This is a genomic window from Lelliottia sp. 489 (genome assembly GCF_050435885.1).
Classification (GTDB): domain Bacteria; phylum Pseudomonadota; class Gammaproteobacteria; order Enterobacterales; family Enterobacteriaceae; genus Enterobacter; species Enterobacter nimipressuralis.
On the sequence record NZ_JBNDLC010000005.1, the window covers coordinates 229,749 to 250,279 of the forward strand.

Annotated in this window: 17 protein-coding genes and 5 tRNA genes; 15 read left to right on the top strand and 7 right to left on the bottom strand. The window is 55.1% G+C overall.

The annotated features are described in order from the left end of the window. Positions 1-39 precede the first annotated feature (39 nt). The 4 genes from ABIE11_RS17020 to ABIE11_RS17035 all read right to left on the bottom strand — a co-directional run bounded on the left by ABIE11_RS17020 (position 40) and on the right by ABIE11_RS17035 (position 3,612). Positions 40-978 (bottom strand): sugar kinase, encoded by a 939-nt coding sequence (locus tag ABIE11_RS17020; RefSeq protein ID WP_409256284.1) that lies wholly within the window; start codon positions 976-978, stop codon positions 40-42. Beyond that, entirely contained in the window at positions 971-1,732 is a 762-nt protein-coding gene (locus ABIE11_RS17025) for a sugar phosphate isomerase/epimerase family protein (protein WP_429184942.1), read from the bottom strand. The genes ABIE11_RS17020 and ABIE11_RS17025 overlap by 8 nt, the downstream gene beginning before the upstream one ends. A gap of 102 nt (positions 1,733-1,834) precedes the next feature. Further along, a complete protein-coding gene (locus tag ABIE11_RS17030; protein WP_107702490.1) occupies positions 1,835-2,851 on the bottom strand; it encodes a LacI family DNA-binding transcriptional regulator in 1,017 nt (338 codons plus the stop codon). Positions 2,852-2,949: 98 nt separating this feature from the next. After that, complete coding sequence (locus ABIE11_RS17035; RefSeq protein WP_100778124.1) at positions 2,950-3,612, bottom strand: OmpA family lipoprotein; 663 nt, start codon at positions 3,610-3,612, stop codon at positions 2,950-2,952. A gap of 216 nt (positions 3,613-3,828) precedes the next feature. Between ABIE11_RS17035 and ABIE11_RS17040 the strand changes: the two genes are divergently transcribed. Then, a complete protein-coding gene (locus ABIE11_RS17040; RefSeq protein WP_429184950.1) occupies positions 3,829-6,108 on the top strand; it encodes a molybdopterin guanine dinucleotide-containing S/N-oxide reductase in 2,280 nt (759 codons plus the stop codon). Here ABIE11_RS17040 and ABIE11_RS17045 read toward each other — a convergent pair. After that, positions 6,077-6,517: an N-acetyltransferase gene (locus ABIE11_RS17045; protein ID WP_129035922.1), complete on the bottom strand. Its 441-nt coding sequence runs from the start codon at positions 6,515-6,517 to the stop codon at positions 6,077-6,079. The genes ABIE11_RS17040 and ABIE11_RS17045 overlap by 32 nt on opposite strands. Further along, positions 6,495-7,076 carry a DNA-3-methyladenine glycosylase I gene (gene tag / locus ABIE11_RS17050; protein WP_102105012.1) on the bottom strand — a complete coding sequence of 194 codons (582 nt, stop codon included), beginning with the start codon at positions 7,074-7,076 and terminating at the stop codon, positions 6,495-6,497. Before tag ends, ABIE11_RS17045 begins: the two co-directional genes overlap by 23 nt. Before the next feature lie 157 nt (positions 7,077-7,233). On the opposite strand from tag, the gene ABIE11_RS17055 reads away from it, so the two are divergent. The 9 genes from ABIE11_RS17055 to dppF all read left to right on the top strand — a co-directional run bounded on the left by ABIE11_RS17055 (position 7,234) and on the right by dppF (position 17,857). Then, positions 7,234-7,935 (top strand): autotransporter domain-containing protein, encoded by a 702-nt coding sequence (locus ABIE11_RS17055; RefSeq protein WP_102105011.1) that lies wholly within the window; start codon positions 7,234-7,236, stop codon positions 7,933-7,935. 238 nt (positions 7,936-8,173) lie between these two features. Beyond that, positions 8,174-9,376, top strand: a complete 1,203-nt coding sequence (locus ABIE11_RS17060) for an L-lactate MFS transporter (RefSeq protein ID WP_100778119.1) — start codon at positions 8,174-8,176, stop codon at positions 9,374-9,376. Between the two features lie 262 nt (positions 9,377-9,638). After that, positions 9,639-11,330: a kdo(2)-lipid A phosphoethanolamine 7''-transferase gene (gene eptB, locus ABIE11_RS17065; RefSeq protein ID WP_107702486.1), complete on the top strand. Its 1,692-nt coding sequence runs from the start codon at positions 9,639-9,641 to the stop codon at positions 11,328-11,330. Between the two features lie 91 nt (positions 11,331-11,421). After that, positions 11,422-11,498, top strand: a tRNA-Pro gene (locus ABIE11_RS17070). 621 nt (positions 11,499-12,119) lie between these two features. Then, a complete protein-coding gene (dppA, locus tag ABIE11_RS17075; RefSeq protein ID WP_100778116.1) occupies positions 12,120-13,727 on the top strand; it encodes a dipeptide ABC transporter periplasmic-binding protein DppA in 1,608 nt (535 codons plus the stop codon). Positions 13,728-13,921: 194 nt separating this feature from the next. Next, the gene (gene dppB / locus ABIE11_RS17080; protein WP_100778115.1) at positions 13,922-14,941 is read left to right on the top strand and encodes a dipeptide ABC transporter permease DppB; all 1,020 of its coding nucleotides are present in this window, start codon (positions 13,922-13,924) and stop codon (positions 14,939-14,941) included. 9 nt (positions 14,942-14,950) lie between these two features. Further along, positions 14,951-15,853 carry a dipeptide ABC transporter permease DppC gene (gene dppC / locus ABIE11_RS17085; RefSeq protein WP_100778114.1) on the top strand — a complete coding sequence of 301 codons (903 nt, stop codon included), beginning with the start codon at positions 14,951-14,953 and terminating at the stop codon, positions 15,851-15,853. 10 nt (positions 15,854-15,863) lie between these two features. After that, on the top strand, positions 15,864-16,847 hold the full coding sequence (gene dppD / locus ABIE11_RS17090) for a dipeptide ABC transporter ATP-binding protein (RefSeq protein WP_100778113.1): 984 nt from the start codon (positions 15,864-15,866) through the stop codon (positions 16,845-16,847). Then, positions 16,844-17,857 (top strand): dipeptide ABC transporter ATP-binding subunit DppF, encoded by a 1,014-nt coding sequence (gene dppF, locus ABIE11_RS17095; protein ID WP_100778112.1) that lies wholly within the window; start codon positions 16,844-16,846, stop codon positions 17,855-17,857. The genes dppD and dppF overlap by 4 nt, the downstream gene beginning before the upstream one ends. Positions 17,858-17,912: 55 nt before the next feature. Here the strand turns inward: dppF and coaA are convergent, their stop codons facing one another. Then, positions 17,913-18,863 carry a type I pantothenate kinase gene (coaA, locus tag ABIE11_RS17100; RefSeq protein WP_100778111.1) on the bottom strand — a complete coding sequence of 317 codons (951 nt, stop codon included), beginning with the start codon at positions 18,861-18,863 and terminating at the stop codon, positions 17,913-17,915. 334 nt (positions 18,864-19,197) lie between these two features. Here coaA and ABIE11_RS17105 point away from each other — a divergent pair. The 5 genes from ABIE11_RS17105 to ABIE11_RS17125 form a co-directional block, all read left to right on the top strand. Further along, positions 19,198-19,273, top strand: a tRNA-Thr gene (locus ABIE11_RS17105). A gap of 8 nt (positions 19,274-19,281) precedes the next feature. Next, a tRNA-Tyr gene (locus ABIE11_RS17110) sits at positions 19,282-19,366 on the top strand. Positions 19,367-19,482: 116 nt separating this feature from the next. After that, a tRNA-Gly gene (locus ABIE11_RS17115) sits at positions 19,483-19,557 on the top strand. Positions 19,558-19,563: 6 nt separating this feature from the next. Continuing rightward, a tRNA-Thr gene (locus ABIE11_RS17120) sits at positions 19,564-19,639 on the top strand. Positions 19,640-19,758: 119 nt separating this feature from the next. Next, positions 19,759-20,531, top strand: a 773-nt coding sequence (locus ABIE11_RS17125; RefSeq protein ID WP_429184945.1) for an elongation factor Tu, incomplete at its 3' end; no start/stop codon positions are given.

Consider the following 20,531-nt stretch of genomic DNA (forward strand, 5'->3'; position numbering starts at 1 on the left):
ACCGCCGTTGTCTGTAGGGTACACGGTGGCTGATTATTGTTACTCGGACAGTTGTGCGCGGGTCGGCAATCCTTCGCTGTCGCCTTGCACCTGAATGGCCAGCGATCCGATCTTATTCCCGCGTGCGACGGCCTGTTGTAGCGTTTTGCCTTCCAGCAGGGCGCTAATCACCCCGACTGCGAATCCATCTCCTGCGCCGACGGTGTCGACAACGTTATCGACTTTCACCGCAGCGACAGCACCTTTCTCGCCGCTGGCGGTTTTGAACCATGCTCCGTCAGCGCCTGTTTTCAGCACCACGGCCTGCACGCCGTGCGCCAGATAAAAATCGGCGATCCCTTCCGGGGTTTTCTGCCCGGTGAGGATCATGCCCTCTTTCAGACCGGGCAGAACCCAGTTTGCCTGGAAGGCCAGGTGATTGAGCTTTTCAACCATCTCGGCTTCGCTTTTCCACAGCACCGGGCGCAGGTTCGGATCGAAAGAGATCGTCTTACCCTGGGCTTTCAGGGAACTGGCCGCGTGATCGAGCAGATCGTATGAACTGGCCGATAGCGCCGCTGCGACGCCACTCAAATGCAGGTGACGCGCTGAAGAAAAGTAAGCAGGATGAAAATCTTGCGTGGAAAGATGGCTGGCGGCAGAACCTTTGCGGAAATACTCCACAATGGGATCGGTTCCATTTTCGACTTTAGATTTGAGCTGAAAGCCGGTCGCGAAACGGTTGTCGAGAGTGACGCCCGCCGCGTCGATCCCCTCTTTTTTCAGCGAATCCAACACAAAGTGGCCAAAACTGTCGTCGCCCACGCGGCTGACCCAGCCAACGTTGAGTCCCAGGCGCGCCAGGCCGGTTGCTACGTTCAGCTCTGCGCCCGCGACACGTTTGATAAAGTGTTCAACCGAGCGCAGCTCGCCCGTTTCCGTGGCCACAAACATGGCCATGGCTTCACCGATGGTGATGACGTCCAGAGAATCAGACATGCCGTGTCTCCTCACGCAGCAGATTGACGTAATGGCGAGTTACCGCCGCTAAATCTGGCCCTTCCAGCGGGAATTCAATGCCTCGAGGGGCGTCGGTCGGAAGCTGGTTCAGCAGATCCATCCAGCGGGCATCGGCGTTATCCGGTGGGATAGCGCGGAAGTGTTGGTGATGCGGGACAGCGGCTTTGACATGGATATAACTCACCGCCGGGGCCAGATGGCGCGCAGCTTCTTCCGGCGATTCACCAACCCACAGCCAGTTTCCGGTATCGAAGGTGAGGGGGACAGGCAGTTCCATCACCCGGCAGGCCGCCTTGAAACGCTGCATTGGCGCAAGCTGCCCGCAGTCGGTCTGATCATTTTCTACTACCAGCGTCATCCCGCTTTCCAGCAGCAGTTCGCGTAAGGCTACAAGGGGCTGTTTATCGCGGAAATGACCCAGCGAGACCTTCAGCCACAGGGCATTGAGGGTGCTGGCTTCTGCGAGATAGCGCGGCAGATCCGGGTTCAGTGTGCCGTCTGGCATCAGTAACGCGGCGGGGGCGGAGTAACAGGCGAACAAACCGAGCAGTTCAATAGACTGAGCCAATGTCGGCAACGCCTGTAGCTCCTCATCATTAAATAGCTCCCGGCGGATCTCGACGCCGTCGGCTCCCCCGGCGGCAATGACCGGTAATATGGCCCGCTGGCCGCCCACCTGACGGACGTGATCTGCGCCATACGCGGCGGTGACGACGATGATTTTCCTGCCCATTGGCTGACTCCCATTCATAGCTGATAGGTATTACGCTAGATGGAACCGGTTCCAAAGAAAAGGTCAGGATGTTGAATTTATGATCGTCATCACGAAGGGGGGTTAACGCGACGTCGAGCCGCGCACGATCAGCTCACCGGAGAAGACCTGCTCGCGCACGGTGTCGGTAATGCCTTCGATGCGGCGCACGACCTGCTCGACCGCGGCGTAGCCAATCTGCCAGGTCGGCTGTTTGAGAGTGGTAATGCCAACGCCTGCCAGCTCGGCCCATTCGAGTTCATCGAATCCGAGCAGGCCAATATCGCTGCCCCAGTTCAGGCCAATACGTTTGAGGGAGCGGGCCACCTGCAGCGTGAGCGCGCCGTTGGCGGAAATGACCGCTTTGCGCATCCCGCGATGACGGGTATGGAACTGGCGCAGGGTATTATCCATTTGATCGGCTTCGTGCAGCGGAATTTCGGCATTCTCGGCGATCACGCCAGGATAACGCGCCAGGGTGGCGCGAAATGCGCTGAGACGGTCGCGACGGGTATTCACCATGCCCAACGGCTCGCTCATGAACAAAATCGCTTCGAAACCTTGCTCGATCAGGTGCTCTGTTGCCGTTGTGGCGGCCTGAGTGTTGTCCAGTCCTACCACGTCGCAGGCGAATTCCGGGATTTTGCGATCAATCAGCACCATCGGCAGGGACGACTGTTGCAGGCGGTTAAGCCCCTCTTCGCGCATCCCCACGGCATTGACCACTATGCCTTCGACCTGATAGCTGCGCAGCAGGTCAAGGTAGTGCAGCTCCTGGTCCACTTCGTTGTTGGTGTTACACACCAGCGGGGTGAAGCCCTTTTCGCGGCACGCGGCTTCGATGCCACTGAGCACGTTGACGGAGTAGGGGTTGGTAATGTCGGCGATGATCAGACCGATGAGGCGAGTGCGACCATGCTTCAGGCCGCGAGCCATCAGGCTTGGGCGGTAATCCAGTTCGGCGATGGCTTGTTCAATACGGGCCAGCAGCGCGTCGGAAAGCAGATGTTTCTCGCCATTAAGATAGCGCGAAATACTGGTTTTTCCGGTTTTGGCGGCTTTCGCCACGTCACTGATGGTGGGCCGTGCTGATTTGCTCATCGCTGATTCCCTTAAGATTAGTGAGAACACCTTAGCGGGAAAATCAACGATGGCAAGCGCTTCATGCCGGATGGCGCAGCCGCCACCCGGCATTTCATTTACTGAATGGGGCTTAATGTGATCTCAACGCGGCGGTTCTGCGCTTTGCCTTCTGCCGTGCTGTTGCTGGCAATTGGATTCGCCGGGCCCATGCCGCTGGTGCGGATGCGGTTTGCGGCAACGCCCTGAGTGATCAGCGAGCTGGCGACGGAATCCGCGCGCTGCTGAGACAGACGCATGTTCAGATCCTGGCTCCCGGTGCTGTCGGTGTAGCCAATAACGTTAACGGCTGTTTTGCTGTACTCTTTGAGCACCGTTGCCACACCGGTCAGCGTGTTGGCACCCGCCGGTTTCAGCGTTGCGCTGCTGCTGTCGAAGGTCACGTTGTTCGGCATGTTCAGAATGATGTTGTCGCCACTTCGCGTCACGCTCACGCCCGTTCCCTGCATTTTGTCGCGCAGTTTAGCTTCTTGCACATCCATGTAATATCCTACGCCGCCGCCCAATGCGGCACCCGCTGCAGCCCCGATCAGCGCGCCTTTGCCGCGATCTTTCTTCGAGGAAGAGAGTGCGCCAACGCCTGCGCCGACCAATGAGCCAATACCCGCGCCAATGCCGGATTTGCCCGCTTCACGTTCGCCGGTGTAAGGGTTGGTTGTGCAGCCAGAAACCGCCAGTGCTCCACTGACCAGAGCCGCAATGACAAGTACGCGTTTATTCATCTTATTTCCTTAATCCTTTTTATTCTTTGCCACGAAGCGTGTGGCGGTTGATTATGACGCCCTAAGAGGAAGAAAATTCCAGGGCTAACTCTGAAATTTGTGTCCAAATCTTAAATAGCCTCAAAGAAGGCCGTCACACCTGCAACAGACAAACCCAGGAGCGCACGCTTGACCACTTCAATAAAAACGATTCTGACCGCCGCCCACTGGGGCCCGATGCTGGTTGAAACCGATGGCGAGAATGTCCTGTCCTCGCGCGGGGCGCTGCCAACGCAGCACCCTAATTCGTTACAAACTGTGGTGCGCGATCAGGTGCACAGTAAAACCCGCGTGCGCTGGCCGATGGTGCGTAAGGGTTTTCTGGCCTCGCCGGATAATCCGCAGGGTACGCGCGGACAGGATGAGTTCGTTCGGGTGAGCTGGGATGATGCGCTGGCGTTGATCCATACGCAGCACAAACGTATTCGTGAGACCCATGGCCCGGCGTCTATATTTGCGGGTTCTTATGGCTGGCGTTCGAACGGTGTGCTGCACAAAGCGGCGACGCTCCTGCAGCGCTATATGAGCCTGGCGGGGGGCTACACCGGGCACCTTGGTGACTACTCAACCGGCGCAGCGCAGGCGATCATGCCGTACGTTGTCGGCGGAAATGAAGTTTATCAGCAGCAGACCAGCTGGCCGCTGGTGCTGGAGCACACGGATGTGGTGGTGCTGTGGAGCGCCAATCCGCTCAACACGCTCAAAATCGCGTGGAACGCGAGCGATGAGCAGGGGATTCCCTATTTCGATGCGCTGCGTAAAAGCGGTAAACGCCTGATCTGTATTGACCCGATGCGCTCCGAAACCGTCGATTTCTTCGGCGATAGCGTTGAGTGGCTGGCCCCGCACATGGGGACCGACGTCGCGATGATGCTGGGTATCGCCCATACGCTGGTGGAAAACGGCTGGCACGACCAGGCGTTTCTCGCCCGCTGCACTACAGGGTATGACAAATTCGCTGACTACCTGACGGGCAAAACCGACGGGATCGCCAAAACCGCCGAGTGGGCGGCGGACATTTGCGGCATTGATGCGGCGAAAATCCGCGAACTGTCGGCACTGTTCCACGAAAATACCACTATGCTGATGTCCGGCTGGGGAATGCAGCGCCAGCAGTTTGGCGAGCAGAAACACTGGATGCTGGTGACTCTTGCGGCGATGCTGGGTCAGATTGGTACGCCGGGCGGCGGCTTTGGTTTGTCGTATCACTTTGCTAACGGTGGAAACCCGACCCGTCGCGCTGCGGTTCTGGCCTCGATGCAGGGTTCCGTGCAGGACGGGATTGATGCGGTAGATAAAATCCCGGTGGCGCGCATCGTCGAAGCGCTGGAAAATCCCGGTGGTTTCTACCAGCACAACGGCCTGGATCGCCACTTCCCCGATATCCGTTTTGTCTGGTGGGCGGGCGGCGCAAACTTCACCCATCATCAGGATACCAACCGACTGATCCGCGCCTGGCAAAAGCCGGAGCTGGTGGTGATTTCCGAATGCTTCTGGACAGCGGCAGCCAAACACGCCGATATCGTTCTGCCAGCGACCACCTCCTTTGAGCGTAACGATCTCACCATGACCGGCGACTACAGCAATCAGCACATGGTGCCGATGAAGCGCGTCGTTGCGCCGCGCGATGAAGCACGTGATGACTTTGAGGTGTTTGCGGAGCTGAGCGAACGCTGGGAAGAGGGCGGTCGCGAGCGTTTCACCGAAGGGAAATCCGATCTCGAGTGGCTGGAGACGTTTTACCAGATTGCGGCGCAGCGCGGTGCCGCTCAGGGGGTAACATTGCCGCCGTTTGCCCAGTTCTGGGAAGCGAATGAGATCGTCGAAATGCCGGAGAGTGAGCAGAATGCGCAGTTTGTTCGCTTCGCGGACTTCCGCCGCGACCCACAATCGCATCCGCTGAAAACCGAAAGCGGCAAAATTGAGATCTACTCGCAACGTATCGCCAGCTTTAACTATGCCGACTGCCCGCCGCACCCGATGTGGCTGGAGCCGGACGAGTGGCACGGCAATGCGCAGCCAACACAGTTGCAGGTGCTCTCTGCGCACCCGGCGCACCGTCTGCACAGCCAGCTGAACTATTCGTCCCTGCGCGAACAGTACGCCGTGGCCGGACGCGAGCCGATCACGCTGCATACCCTTGATGCGAAAGCGCGCGGAATTGCCAATGGCGATGTGGTGCGTGTCTGGAACGCTCGCGGGCAGGTGCTGGCCGGGGCGGTGGTGAGTGAGGGCATTAAACCGGGCGTGATCTGTATCCACCAGGGGGCGTGGCCGGATCTGGAACTCACGGCAGGCGGGATTTGCAAAAACGGCGCGGTGAACGTGCTCACCAAAGATCTCCCCAGCTCGAAGCTGGGGAACGGGTGCGCGGGGAACACGGCGCTGGCGTGGGTGGAGAAATATCAGGGCCCTGAGCTGACGCTTACGGCGTTTGATCCGCCTGCCAGCTCATAATCCACGTCGGGTGTTGAGTCTCTTCCTGCCAGGCGCTGTCTTCAATGCGAAAACCCTGAGCATGGTAGAAATTCACCGCCCGACTGTTTTTCTGGTAAACCTCAAGACTGAGATAGGGGAACTGCTGCTGCACGTGGTGGATCAGCGCGTGGCCGATCCCTCTCCCCGCATGAGCGGTGGCGACAAAGAGCGCGCCGATAAACTGCGACTCCATCACGCTGATAAAACCACGCACCTCGCCTTTCTCTTCCCATACCCAGGTTTCTGCACCGGGGAGATAGGTGTCGCGTACCAGCGGTTCACTTTCTATCCAGTATTGCGCGTCGATAAACGGGTGCGCCTCGGTGGTGCTTTCAAGCCATAAACTGAGCAGCGGCGCAGTGTTTTCACTTTGCCATTTGCGAATCATGTTGGCCTCCTGGGTGGCAAAAACAGCCCGTGATATGATCGTTCACCAGACCGCAGGCCTGCATAAATGAGTAGCAAATCGTGGTGCCAACAAATTTGAAACCACGCTTTTTCAGTGCTTTAGACAGGGCATCAGAGGCGGACGTGGAGGTGGGGATTTCACCCATTGTCGCGGCCTGTGTCACCTGCGGCGTGTTGTCGACAAACGACCAGACAAAATCGGAGAAAGGCTCGCCACTTTCGGCCATCGCCAGGTACGCTTTTGCGTTGCCAATAATGGCCTGAATTTTCCCGCGATGCCGGATAATACTGGCATCCAGCACCAGCCGTTCGACGTCTTCCTCAGTCATAGCGGCCACCGCAACGGGATCGAACTGATGGAAGGCGTTGCGATAGTTTTCCCGTTTTTTTAGCACCGTAATCCACGATAAACCCGCCTGCTGGCCTTCCAGGCAGATCATCTCAAAGAGCTTTTTACCGTCGGTCTCCGGCACGCCCCATTCTTTATCGTGATAGTCGATATAGAGCTGATCCTGGCTTACCCATCCGCAACGTTGCATTGGTTTTCATCCTTAATGATTTAACCCGTAAAAAAATCAACCCACCTGGCTTGACGTGTGCCTCAAAAAGACAATATTTAATTAAGGGCTTTGCCCTCATACCTCTTTCTAACAATGACAAATATCGCCGAATTCGGCTCTTTCTGGAGTCGCTTTGATGATGATAAAAATAATCAGTGGTCGCCATGCTGTTACTGGCCTGGCGGGAGTCTCTGTCTGTTTGTTTTTTTGTAGCACAGCTTACGCCTGGCAACAGGAATATATCGTTTCGGATGCGCAAAATAATACGACCGAACGCTATACATGGGACGCCGATCACCAACCGCGTTATGACGATATTCTCGCGGAGCGTATTCGTTCTTCCCAGAACGTTCCGGGGCTGGCGTTGAACATGCCGGAAAATTATCCTGCGGAATCTGACAGTACCCTTTCGCTGAGCCTGACGATTCCGGTGACGCAGAAGGTGACCACGGGGCCGGTTGCCGCGTGGCATTACGACGGTTCGTCGCCCATGGCGTACAACGAATACGGTGACAATGGCAGCCAGTCGCTTACCGACCCGCTGTGGCATGCCAGCGTGAGTACGCTCGGCTGGCGCGTCGACACGCGTGTGGGCGGTCTCCGACCGTGGGCGCAGATTAGCTACAACCAGCAGTTTGGCGATAATCAATGGAAGCCGCAATCGGGGATGAGCCGCCTGCCGGCCTCCATGCAGTACGACAACTGGATGGATGTGACCGTGGGTGCCGACGTGCTGCTTTACCCGCATATGGCCGCGTACGCTTCTTTGTCTCAGGCGGATAACACCATGACCGGTGCAGATTATTTATATACCCTGGGTGTGAGCGCCAGATTTTAATATTGTTATTTAATTCAACCTTGCTGTAACATCTTAAATACAAGAATGGCCGTGCTTGTGGCGATAGCGGGCACTAACAAACTCGTGATCCTTCGCCCGGCAAGGTCATTCATTCCTGATTCCAGGCATTTCATTCCGTCTCCACTGCATTTCATGCCGTTTTCCCCCAGGCCTTTTGAGGTTTTGTTTATCGTTGTCTGCAGCGAATTCCTTTAATTTCTCTTGCAGGACAACTGCCATGAACACATCAACATACAACCGCACTCGTTGGCTGACCCTATTTGGCACCATCGTGACGCAATTTGCGTTGGGATCGGTTTATACCTGGAGCCTGTTTAACAGCGCGCTCTCTGACAAACTCGGCGCGCCGGTGAGCCAGGTGGCGTTCTCGTTCGGCTTGCTGAGCCTGGGGCTGGCGTTGTCCTCGTCCATCGCCGGGAAATTGCAGGAACGTTTTGGCGTGAAACGCGTGACCATGGCTTCGGGCATCCTGCTGGGTGTCGGCTTTTTCCTGACGGCGCACTCCAGTAACCTGATGATGCTCTGGCTGAGCGCCGGGGTGCTGGTGGGGCTGGCAGATGGCGCGGGCTACCTGCTGACCCTGTCGAACTGCGTGAAGTGGTTCCCGGAGCGTAAAGGCTTAATCTCAGCTTTCTCCATTGGCTCTTATGGTCTGGGTAGTCTCGGGTTTAAATTTATTGATTCGCACCTGCTTGCCTCCGTGGGCCTGGAAAAGACCTTTATGATCTGGGGCGCTATCGTGCTGGTGATGATTCTGTTCGGCGCGACGCTAATGAAAGATGCCCCGATGCAGGAAGTGAAAACCGTTAACGGCGTAGTGGAAAATGACTTCACGCTGGCGCAGTCCATGCGTAAACCACAGTACTGGATGCTGGCGGTTATGTTCCTGACAGCCTGCATGAGCGGTCTGTATGTGATTGGCGTGGCGAAAGATATCGCTCAGGGAATGGTGAAACTGGATGCGATGACCGCGGCGAATGCGGTAACCGTGATTTCCATTGCCAACCTGTCTGGTCGTCTGGTGCTGGGTATTCTCTCCGACAAAATCGCCCGTATCCGTGTGATTACGCTGGGGCAGGTGATCTCCCTGGTCGGTATGGCGGCCCTGCTGTTTGCGCCACTGAATGAGATGACCTTTTTCGCGGCGATTGCCTGCGTGGCCTTCAATTTTGGCGGCACCATTACCGTGTTCCCGTCACTGGTGAGCGAGTTCTTTGGCCTGAATAATCTGGCGAAGAATTATGGGGTGATTTACTTAGGTTTCGGTATTGGCAGCATCTGCGGGTCCCTCATCGCCTCGCTGTTCGGCGGCTTCTATGTCACCTTCTGTGTCATCTTCGCTCTGCTGATTATCTCACTGGCGCTCTCCACTACGATTCGCCAGCCGCAGCGGCAGGTATTTAACGAAGCGCATGCGTGATGACTGACTGAAAAGGCTGGATTTTCCGGCCTTTTCTTTTATCAACATGCTGAGCGTTCTTTGACCCAATCTGCTTCCGAACTTGATTTTTTGTAAATATCTACTGCAATCACACTCTCTGCTGCCACTTTTTCCTGTCACTGTGGTCTACTTACCACGCTTTAGACGTTTCTGATAACGATCCCCTGAGCGAATATCTACTCTGTTCACTTTTTCAGCTAAAAGTGGATGGCGTGACTGTCCCTTTTTTCGGGTAGCCTGCATGAAATACATTAAATCGATGACGCAACAAAAGCTGAGCTTTTTGCTGGCGTTGTACATCGGCCTGTTTATGAATGGCGCTGTTTTTTTCCGTCGGTTTGACGGGTTCGCGCAAGACTTTACCGCCTGGAAAGGAATCGCAGCGGTTGTTGAGTTGGTTGGTACCGTTCTGGTTACCTTTTTCTTATTACGTCTCCTCTCACTGTTTGGACGCCGCATCTGGCGCGTTCTGGCATCTCTGGTGGTGCTCTGCTCGGCAGGTGCCAGCTATTACATGACTTTTATGAACGTGGTTATTGGCTACGGCATTATTGCCTCAGTCATGACGACGGATATCGATCTCTCGAAAGAGGTGGTCGGCCTGCACTTTATCCTGTGGCTGGTGGGCGTCAGTGCGCTGCCGCTGCTGCTCATCTGGAGTAATCGCTGCCGCTATACCCTGCTGCGTCAGATGCGCACGCCAGGGCAACGCGTCCGAAGCGTCGCGGTGGTACTGCTGGCGGGGCTGATGGTCTGGGGCCCGATTCGTCTGCTTGAAGTGAAGCAGAAGAGTGACGAACGTACTTCTGGCGTGGATTTGCCGAGCTACGGCGGCGTGGTGGCGAACTCCTATCTGCCCTCTAACTGGATTTCCGCGCTGGGCCTCTACGCCTGGGCGCAGGTGGATGAGTCTTCCGATAATAAATCTCTGCTCAATCCGGCGAAGCAGTTCACCTATGAAGCGCCTAAAGATATCGACGATACCTATGTGGTCTTTATCATCGGTGAAACGACGCGCTGGGATCATATGGGGATTTTAGGCTACGACCGCGATACGACGCCGAAACTGGCGCAGGAGAAGAACCTGATCGCTTATCGGGGCTACTCATGTGATACGGCGACCAAGCTGTCTCTGCGCTGCATGTTTGTTCGCGAGGGCGGGGCGGATGACAACCCGCAGCGTACCCTGAAAGAGCAGAACGTCTTCTCGGTGCTGCATCAGCTTGGATTCAGTTCTGATCTCTACGCGATGCAGAGCGAGATGTGGTTTTACAGCAATACGATGGCGCAGAACATTGCCTATCGTGAGCAGATCGGTGCTGAGCCGCGTAACCGCGGGAAGAGCGTTGACGATATGCTGCTGATCGATGAGATGAAAGGCTCGCTGAGCAACAATCAGGATGGGAAGCATATGATCATCCTGCATACCAAAGGTTCGCACTTTAACTACACCCAGCGTTACCCGCGCAGCTTTGCCAAATGGACGCCGGAGTGTGTGGGGGTAGATAAGGACTGCACCAAAGAGCAGCTGATTAACTCTTACGATAACTCGGTGATGTATGTGGATCACTTTATCGAGAGCGTGATCGACCAGGTGCGCGACAAGAAAGCGATTGTTTTCTATGCCGCCGACCACGGTGAGTCGATCAACGAGTATGAGCACCTGCACGGTACGCCGCGCAAGATGGCGCCACCGGAGCAGTTCCGCGTGCCGATGATGGTGTGGATGTCGGATAAATATCTGGAAAACCCGGATAAAGAGAAGATGTTCCAGCACCTGAAACAGCAGGCTGAGATGAAGGTGCCTCGCCGTCACGTTGAGCTGTATGACACCATCATGGGTTGTCTCGGCTATACCTCGCCAGACGGCGGGATTAATGAGAACAACAACTGGTGCCATGTCCCTGATGGCCCGGCGAAAGCCACTAAGTAACCGAGCTGGCGAGTTTCTCGCCAGTCGAATGGCTTTTTGAAGATAAGGGATTGACGAGGGCGCACCCCAGCAGTAAGATGCGCTCCGCATTCGGCGAGTAGCGCAGCTTGGTAGCGCAACTGGTTTGGGACCAGTGGGTCGGAGGTTCGAATCCTCTCTCGCCGACCACATTTAAAAAAGGGCTAACCGCAAGGTTGGCCCTTTTTGCATTATGGATTTATCCACGCCGACTCTCCAAAACGCTCCTTATCCCCGGTTTACCCTGCCTGTTAACGATTTTGTGACATAATCCATTGTATTTTTTTATATATGGATTGATCTTTTTTCGCGTTGCTTATGGATAACCTCAGCATTTTCCGCTGTGCGTTTTAACGTTCGCGGCATTTACTGCTCAGATAATCACCATTCTGTAAGAAAATTTACGCGATCTGAATAAATGTTAATCACTGATTGTTGCGAAATATGAAGAGATTTGTGCTGCAAGATGGCGAGTAGCATAAATTTCCCTGCTGAAAATAGGTGACTAAAGTTTTTTTAATCTTTGTTTGCCGTTTCTCACCCTCAACGTAAATCCCCGTCACCTGTATTGACGTTTTCACATTCTGTTGACAGATTGTAGGGCACGAGGGGCATTTCAGGGAGGATCTGCGCTGCAACTCCGACGCTCTTCTGAAAGGAATCTCCATCCCTTATCACGCCTTCGGGCATCACCGACCGGACCGGGTAAAAAATAAATAAAGGTCAGGCGGCGTAACACAACAAAGCAAAACATCACATTGGAGCAGAATAATGAGTATTTCCTTGAAGAAGTCAGGGATGCTGAAGCTTGGTCTGAGCCTGGTCGCTCTCACCGTCGCGGCAAGCGTGCAGGCAAAAACCCTGGTTTACTGTTCTGAAGGCTCGCCGGAAGGCTTTAACCCACAGCTGTTCACCTCTGGTACAACCTACGACGCTAGCTCTGTACCTATCTATAACCGTCTGGTTGAATTCAAAATCGGTACCACGGAAGTTATTCCGGGTCTGGCTGAGAAGTGGGAAATCAGCGAAGACGGCAAAACCTATACCTTCCACTTACGCCAGGGCGTGAAGTGGCAGGACAATAAAGATTTCAAACCAACGCGTGAACTGACTGCGGATGACGTTGTGTTCTCCTTCGACCGTCAGAAAAACGCACAGAACCCGTACCATAAAGTTTCTGGCGGCAGCTACGAATACTTCGAAGGGATGGGTCTGCCGGACCTGATCACCGAAGTGAAAAAAGTGGACGACAAAACCGTTCAGTTCGTTCTGAGCCGTCCCGAAGCGCCATTCCTGGCTGACCTGGCTATGGACTTCGCCTCTATTCTGTCAAAAGAGTATGCGGACAACATGCTGAAAGCAGGCACCCCGGAAAAAGTGGATCTGAACCCAATCGGTACCGGTCCATTCCAGCTGCAGCAGTACCAGAAAGACTCCCGTATTCTGTACAAAGCATTCGAAGGTTACTGGGGTACCAAACCGCAGATCGACCGTCTGGTCTTCTCCATCACGCCTGACGCGTCCGTGCGTTACGCGAAACTGCAGAAAAACGAGTGCCAGGTGATGCCGTACCCGAACCCGGCTGATATCGCTCGCATGAAGCAGGACAAAAATATCAACCTGCTGGAGCAGGCGGGCCTGAACGTGGGTTACCTCTCCTTCAACACCGAGAAGAAACCGTTTGATGACGTGAAAGTGCGTCAGGCGCTGACTTACGCGGTGAACAAAGAAGCGATCATTAAAGCGGTTTACCAGGGTGCAGGTATTGCTGCCAAGAACCTGATCCCACCAACCATGTGGGGCTACAACGACGACGTTAAAGACTACACCTACGATCCTGAGAAAGCGAAAGCGCTGCTGAAAGAAGCGGGCCAGGATAAAGGCTTTACCGTTGAGCTATGGGCAATGCCTGTTCAGCGTCCATACAACCCGAACGCTCGCCGTATGGCTGAGATGGTTCAGGCTGACTGGGCTAAGGTAGGCGTTCAGGCCAAGATCGTCACTTACGAGTGGGGCGAGTACCTGAAGCGTGCTAAAGCTGGCGAACACCAGGCGGTGATGATGGGCTGGACCGGGGACAATGGGGATCCGGACAACTTCTTCGCCACCCTGTTCAGCTGCGCGGCTGCGAAAGATGGTTCTAACTACTCTCGCTGGTGCTACAAGCCGTTTGAAGATCTGATTCAGCCGGCGCGCGCAACGGACGACCACAACAAGCGTATTGAACTCTACAAACAGGCTCAGGTAGTGATGCATGACCAGGCTCCGGCGCTGATCGTGGCTCACTCCACCGTTTACGAGCCAGTGCGTAAAGAAGTTAAAGGCTATGTGGTTGATCCGCTGGGCAAACACCACTTCGAAAACGTCTCTGTTGAATAATTAAAAGCGTCAGGGGTGCATGAGCACCCCGTGCCGGCGGCGCTGTGCGAGCGCGGACCTACAGCGGTAGGCCGGGTCAGCGCAGCGCCCTCCGGCAGCAGTGCTTTATTCCCTCTTCGCGGAGGGAATAAGATTTGTGAGCAATACAGACGTCACCGCCTGCGGGCAGTACGTCATTAGAGAGAATCCGGGATATGTTGCAGTTCATCCTCCGACGTCTGGGACTTGTCATCCCCACGTTTATCGGTATCACCCTTCTCACTTTTGCCTTCGTCCATATGATCCCCGGCGACCCGGTAATGATTATGGCGGGTGAGCGTGGTATCTCCCCTGAACGCCATGCGCAGCTGCTGGCCGAACTCGGCCTCGATAAGCCGATGTGGCAGCAGTATCTCCATTACATTTGGGGCGTCCTGCACGGTGATTTAGGGATTTCGCTGAAAAGCCGTCTTCCGGTGTGGGACGAGTTTGTGCCGCGTTTTAAAGCGACGCTGGAACTCGGTATCTGCGCCATGATTTTTGCCGTTGCTGTCGGTATCCCCGTCGGTGTCCTGGCTGCCGTTAAGCGCGGTTCAATCTTCGATCACACCGCGGTTGGCTTGGCGCTGACCGGTTACTCCATGCCTATCTTCTGGTGGGGCATGATGCTGATCATGCTGGTCTCCGTGCAACTCAACCTGACACCGGTCTCTGGACGGGTGAGCGACATGGTGTTCCTTGATGATTCCAACCCGCTCACCGGCTTTATGCTGATTGATACGGCCATCTGGGGAGAAGAGGGCAACTTCATTGATGCGCTGGCGCATATGATCCTGCCTGCGATGGTACTCGGGACAATTCCTCTGGCGGTAATTGTACGTATGACGCGCTCGTCGATGCTGGAAGTGCTGGGGGAGGATTACATCCGTACCGCCCGCGCCAAAGGTCTGACCCGTATGCGCGTCATCATCGTCCATGCGTTGCGTAACGCGATGCTGCCTGTCGTGACGGTGATCGGCTTGCAGGTGGGGACATTGCTGGCCGGGGCGATCCTGACTGAAACCATCTTCTCCTGGCCGGGCCTGGGACGTTGGCTGATCGATGCGCTGCAACGCCGTGACTATCCGGTTGTGCAGGGCGGTGTACTGCTGGTGGCGACGATGATTATCCTCGTCAACCTGCTGGTCGATTTGCTGTACGGCGTGGTGAACCCGCGTATTCGTCATAAGAAGTAAGGGGCCATCATGTCACAAGTTACTCAAAATAAAGCTGTTGCTGCCCCGGTGCCAATGACGCCGATGCAGGAGTTCTGGCATTACTTCAAACGCAACAAAGGCGCCGTGGTCGGGCTGGTGTATGTCACCATCATGATCATTATCGCCGTGTTTGCGAACGTGCTGGCGCCGTACAACCCGGCGGATCAGTTCCGCGACGTGCTGCTGGCTCCGCCAGCCTGGCAGGATGGCGGGACCTTCGCCCATCTGCTCGGCACGGATGACGTGGGCCGCGATGTGTTATCGCGTCTGATGTACGGTGCGCGTCTGTCGCTGCTGGTAGGGTGCCTGGTGGTGGTACTGTCGCTGATCCTCGGGGTTATCCTCGGACTGGTTGCCGGCTATTTCGGTGGTCTGATCGACAACATCATTATGCGTGTGGTCGACATCATGCTGGCCCTGCCAAGCCTGCTGTTGGCGCTGGTCCTTGTAGCGGTGTTTGGGCCGTCGATAGGTAACGCGGCGCTGGCCCTGACGTTCGTGGCACTCCCTCACTACGTACGATTAACACGTGCGGCGGTGCTGGTGGAAGTGAACCGCGATTATGTCACCGCTTCACGTGTGGCAGGCGCGGGCGCGCTGCGCCAGATGTTCGTCAATATTCTCCCGAACTGCCTTGCGCCGCTGATCGTTCAGGCGTCGCTCGGTTTCTCTAACGCCATTCTCGATATGGCTGCTCTTGGCTTCCTTGGCATGGGTGCGCAACCGCCAACACCGGAGTGGGGCACAATGCTCGCCGATGTGTTGCAGTTCGCGCAAAGCGCATGGTGGGTCGTGACCTTCCCGGGTCTGGCGATTCTGCTGACGGTGCTGGCATTTAACCTGATGGGTGATGGTCTGCGTGATGCACTTGATCCCAAACTGAAGCAGTAAGAGGCACGAGATGGCGTTATTAAATGTAGATAAATTATCGGTGCACTTCGGTGACGTGGGCTCCGAGTTTCGTGCCGTAGACCGTATCAGCTACAGCGTGAATCAGGGTGAAGTGGTTGGCATTGTGGGTGAGTCTGGCTCGGGTAAATCTGTTAGCTCACTGGCGATCATGGGTCTGATTGATTATCCGGGCCGCGTGATGGCGGAAAGCCTGGAGTTCAACGGCCAGGATCTGAAGCGCATCTCCGAGAAGCAGCGCCGCCAGCTGGTGGGCGCTGAAGTGGCGATGATCTTCCAGGACCCAATGACCAGTCTGAACCCGTGCTATACCGTCGGTTTCCAGATTATGGAAGCGATCAAAGTGCATCAGGGTGGGAATAAAAAAACCCGTCGCCAGCGCGCGATCGACCTGCTCACGCAGGTGGGGATTCCCGATCCGGCATCACGTCTGGATGTTTATCCGCACCAGCTGTCTGGTGGGATGAGCCAGCGCGTGATGATCGCTATGGCGATTGCCTGTCGACCGAAGCTGCTGATTGCGGATGAACCGACCACGGCGCTGGACGTGACCATTCAGGCGCAGATCATCGAGCTGCTGCTGGAATTGCAGCAGAAAGAGAACATGGCGCTGGTGCTGATTACCCACGATCTGGCGCTGGTGGCCGAAGCCGCCCACAAAATTATCGTGATGTATGCCGGACAAGTCGTGGAAGCCGGAAGCTCGCACGATATTTTCCGCGCGCCGCGTCACCCGTATACCCAGGCACTGCTGCGTGCGCTGCCGGAGTTTGCCCAGGATAAAGCGCGTCTGGCGTCGTTGCCGGGCGTCGTCCCAGGTAAATATGACCGCCCGACGGGCTGTCTGCTGAATCCGCGCTGCCCGTATGCAACAGATAAGTGTCGTGCTGAAGAGCCAGAACTGAACACCCTCCCAGGTGGTCGTCAGTCTAAATGTCACTACCCACTTGATGATGCCGGGAGGCCAACACTATGAGTACGCAAGAGGCCGCCAAACAACAGCCGCTGTTGCAGGCCATCGATCTGAAAAAACACTATCCGGTGAAGAAGGGGATTTTCGCCCCGGAACGCCTGGTGAAAGCGCTGGATGGGGTGTCGTTCACCCTGGAACGCGGCAAAACGCTGGCTGTGGTCGGTGAATCGGGCTGTGGTAAATCCACGCTGGGTCGTCTGCTGACGATGATTGAAACCCCGACCGGTGGCGAGCTGTACTATCAGGGCCAGGATCTGCTCAAGCACGATCCGCAGGCACAGAAACTGCGCCGTCAGAAAATCCAGATTGTGTTCCAGAACCCGTACGGTTCTCTGAACCCGCGTAAAAAAGTGGGACAGATTCTGGAAGAGCCGCTGCAAATTAACAGCGATCTCAACAAAGAGCAGCGCCGTGAAAAAGCGCTGGCGATGATGGCGAAAGTGGGTCTTAAAACCGAGCACTACGATCGCTATCCGCACATGTTCTCTGGCGGTCAGCGTCAGCGTATCGCTATCGCGCGTGGTCTGATGCTGGATCCGGACGTGGTGATTGCGGACGAACCGGTCTCTGCGCTCGACGTGTCCGTGCGCGCGCAGGTGCTGAACCTGATGATGGATTTGCAGCAGGATCTGGGGCTGTCGTATGTGTTTATCTCCCACGACCTGTCCGTGGTGGAGCACATTGCTGACGAAGTGATGGTGATGTATCTGGGGCGCTGCGTGGAGAAGGGGACCAAAGACCAGATCTTTAATAATCCTCGTCATCCGTATACGCAAGCGCTGCTGTCGGCCACGCCGCGTCTGAATCCGGACGATCGCCGTGAGCGTATTAAGCTGACGGGCGAGCTGCCAAGCCCGCTGAATCCACCGCCGGGTTGTGCGTTCAACGCCCGCTGCCGTCGCCGCTTTGGTCCTTGTACTCAGTTACAGCCGCAGTTGAAAGACTACGGTGGTCAACTGGTGGCCTGCTTTGCGGTCGATCAGGATGAAAACGGTGAGAAACCGCACGCATAATGCGTAAACAAAAAAACCGGCGATTATCGCCGGTTTTTTTATGTCTGCTAATCCACTATTTTCGCAGGCGAATCTGGTCTACGGCGTGGTTTTCACTTTTCGTTAGAATCAGGCTCGCGCGCTCGCGCGTCGGCAGGATGTTCTCTTTCAGGTTCACGTAGTTAATCTCATTCCAGAGCGATGTCGCCACATTGACCGCTTCCTCTTCAGAAAGCTGGGCGTAGTTATGGAAGTAAGAGTCAGGGTCGGTAAACGCCCCTTCACGGAACTTCAGGAAACGGTTGATATACCAGTTTTGCAGCAGATCTTCCGGCGCATCGACATATATAGAGAAGTCGACGAAGTCGGAGACAAACACATGATGTGGGTCGTGCGGGTAATCCATGCCGCTTTGCAGCACGTTCAGCCCTTCGAGGATCAGAATATCTGGTTGCGCCACCGTTTTATCGCCATCTGGGATGCGGTCGTAAATCAGATGGGAATAGACCGGCGCCGTGACGTTTGGTGCGCCAGATTTCAGGTCTGAAACGAATTTCACCAGGCGGTGCATATCGTATGAAAGAGGAAAGCCTTTTTTCTTCATCAGGCCGCGCTCTTTCAGCACCTCGTTCGGATGCAGGAAGCCGTCTGTGGTGATCAGCTCAACGCTACGGTGTTCAGGCCAGCGGCTCAACAGCGCTTGCAGAACACGTGCAGTGGTACTTTTACCGACCGCCACGCTGCCCGCGATGCTGATGATATAAGGAATACGCTGGCCGTTAGTGCCAAGGAACTGCTCCAGTACCGCCTGGCGACGCAGGTTGGAGCTTATATAGAAGTTAAGCAAGCGGGACAGTGGCAGATAGATCTCTGCAACCTCCTCCAGCGACAGGTCTTCGTTGATCCCCTTTAACCGCGCAATTTCCCCTTCCGTTAAGGTCATGGGGACGGAGTCACGCAGAGCGGCCCACTGGCTGCGGTTAAACTGAAGATAGGGTGTCATTAACGATTGCTCTTTTTTGCTCATAAGCGTGTTCAGTGAACCCTTTGTCTGCGCGACAACGCGTTCGTGGCGGCAGCGGTTCATCACTTAGTAGTTAAATTTGGACAATGGGCAGGAGGTTAACACCAGATGGCGGGAATAATAAGAAAAAATATAGACAAGTGATGCTTTACGCGGAGGGCATCACGATACGCTATAGGTGGGTTATTTGCGGTGCTTATGCTGAATATTTGAACGGCAATGAGCGAAATATCAGCGTTTTTCCCTTCTGGCGCACAAAATCTGAGCGAAAGAACATTTTATGCAATTTTTTAGTTGCATGACTGCTCATGCCCCCATAGAATGCGCGCTACTTGATGCCGACTTAGCTCAGTAGGTAGAGCAACTGACTTGTAATCAGTAGGTCACCAGTTCGATTCCGGTAGTCGGCACCATCAAGTCCGGTGGGGTTCCCGAGCGGCCAAAGGGAGCAGACTGTAAATCTGCCGTCACAGACTTCGAAGGTTCGAATCCTTCCCCCACCACCACTTTCTGGCAGCGTTATCGCCGCCTGAGCTGGCTAAAACATTAATCAGCTCAAAACATAAAAAGAGAGAAATCTCTTTTTTGTTACAGAAAGAACTGGGTAGCCGAGTTTCAGGATGCGGGCATCGTATAATGGCTATTACCTCAGCCTTCCAAGCTGATGATGCGGGTTCGATTCCCGCTGCCCGCTCCAAGACGTGCTGATATGGCTCAGTTGGTAGAGCGCACCCTTGGTAAGGGTGAGGTCCCCAGTTCGACTCTGGGTATCAGCACCACTTCACTTCTCCTCCCTGTTTCTCTCTGTTAACCTTTAAAAAGCATTCAACAGTTCAGGCATATTGCCTGGTTGATGTGGTGATATCACCGATTTATCCGTGTCTTAGAGGGACAATCGATGTCTAAAGAAAAGTTTGAACGTACAAAACCGCACGTTAACGTCGGTACTATCGGCCACGTTGACCATGGTAAAACAACGCTGACCGCTGCAATCACTACCGTTCTGGCTAAAACCTACGGTGGTTCTGCTCGTGCATTCGATCAGATCGATAACGCACCAGAAGAAAAAGCTCGTGGTATCACCATCAACACTTCCCACGTTGAATATGACACCCCGACTCGCCACTACGCACACGTAGACTGCCCGGGCCACGCCGACTATGTTAAAAACATGATCACCGGTGCTGCTCAGATGGATGGCGCAATCCTGGTTGTTGCTGCGACTGACGGCCCTATGCCTCAGACTCGTGAGCACATCCTGCTGGGTCGTCAGGTTGGCGTTCCTTACATCATCGTGTTCCTGAACAAATGTGACATGGTTGATGACGAAGAGCTGCTGGAACTGGTTGAAATGGAAGTTCGTGAACTTCTGTCCCAGTACGACTTCCCAGGTGATGATACTCCAATCATCCGTGGTTCTGCTCTGAAAGCGCTGGAAGGCGAAGCAGAGTGGGAAGCTAAAATCGTTGAGCTGGCTGGCTTCCTGGATTCTTACATCCCAGAACCAGAGCGTGCGATTGACAAGCCGTTCCTGCTGCCAATCGAAGACGTATTCTCCATCTCCGGCCGTGGTACCGTTGTTACCGGTCGTGTAGAGCGCGGTATCGTTAAAGTTGGCGAAGAAGTTGAAATCGTTGGTATCAAAGAGACTGCTAAGTCTACCTGTACTGG

Bases quoted from the DNA above. Each gene is read 5' to 3' on its own strand.
- dppC (WP_100778114.1), top strand. From the start codon at position 14,951: ATGTCACAAGTTACTCAAAATAAAGCTGTTGCTGCCCCGGTGCCAATG.
- ABIE11_RS17055 (WP_102105011.1), top strand. From the start codon at position 7,234: ATGATGATAAAAATAATCAGTGGTCGCCATGCTGTTACTGGCCTGGCG.
- ABIE11_RS17030 (WP_107702490.1), bottom strand. From the start codon at position 2,851: ATGAGCAAATCAGCACGGCCCACCATCAGTGACGTGGCGAAAGCCGCC.
- dppA (WP_100778116.1), top strand. From the start codon at position 12,120: ATGAGTATTTCCTTGAAGAAGTCAGGGATGCTGAAGCTTGGTCTGAGC.
- ABIE11_RS17025 (WP_429184942.1), bottom strand. From the start codon at position 1,732: ATGGGCAGGAAAATCATCGTCGTCACCGCCGCGTATGGCGCAGATCAC.
- ABIE11_RS17060 (WP_100778119.1), top strand. From the start codon at position 8,174: ATGAACACATCAACATACAACCGCACTCGTTGGCTGACCCTATTTGGC.
- ABIE11_RS17035 (WP_100778124.1), bottom strand. From the start codon at position 3,612: ATGAATAAACGCGTACTTGTCATTGCGGCTCTGGTCAGTGGAGCACTG.
- dppF (WP_100778112.1), top strand. From the start codon at position 16,844: ATGAGTACGCAAGAGGCCGCCAAACAACAGCCGCTGTTGCAGGCCATC.
- ABIE11_RS17040 (WP_429184950.1), top strand. From the start codon at position 3,829: ATGCTGGTTGAAACCGATGGCGAGAATGTCCTGTCCTCGCGCGGGGCG.
- ABIE11_RS17045 (WP_129035922.1), bottom strand. From the start codon at position 6,517: ATGATTCGCAAATGGCAAAGTGAAAACACTGCGCCGCTGCTCAGTTTA.
- tag (WP_102105012.1), bottom strand. From the start codon at position 7,076: ATGCAACGTTGCGGATGGGTAAGCCAGGATCAGCTCTATATCGACTAT.
- dppD (WP_100778113.1), top strand. From the start codon at position 15,864: ATGGCGTTATTAAATGTAGATAAATTATCGGTGCACTTCGGTGACGTG.
- coaA (WP_100778111.1), bottom strand. From the start codon at position 18,863: ATGAGCAAAAAAGAGCAATCGTTAATGACACCCTATCTTCAGTTTAAC.
- dppB (WP_100778115.1), top strand. From the start codon at position 13,922: ATGTTGCAGTTCATCCTCCGACGTCTGGGACTTGTCATCCCCACGTTT.
- ABIE11_RS17020 (WP_409256284.1), bottom strand. From the start codon at position 978: ATGTCTGATTCTCTGGACGTCATCACCATCGGTGAAGCCATGGCCATG.
- eptB (WP_107702486.1), top strand. From the start codon at position 9,639: ATGAAATACATTAAATCGATGACGCAACAAAAGCTGAGCTTTTTGCTG.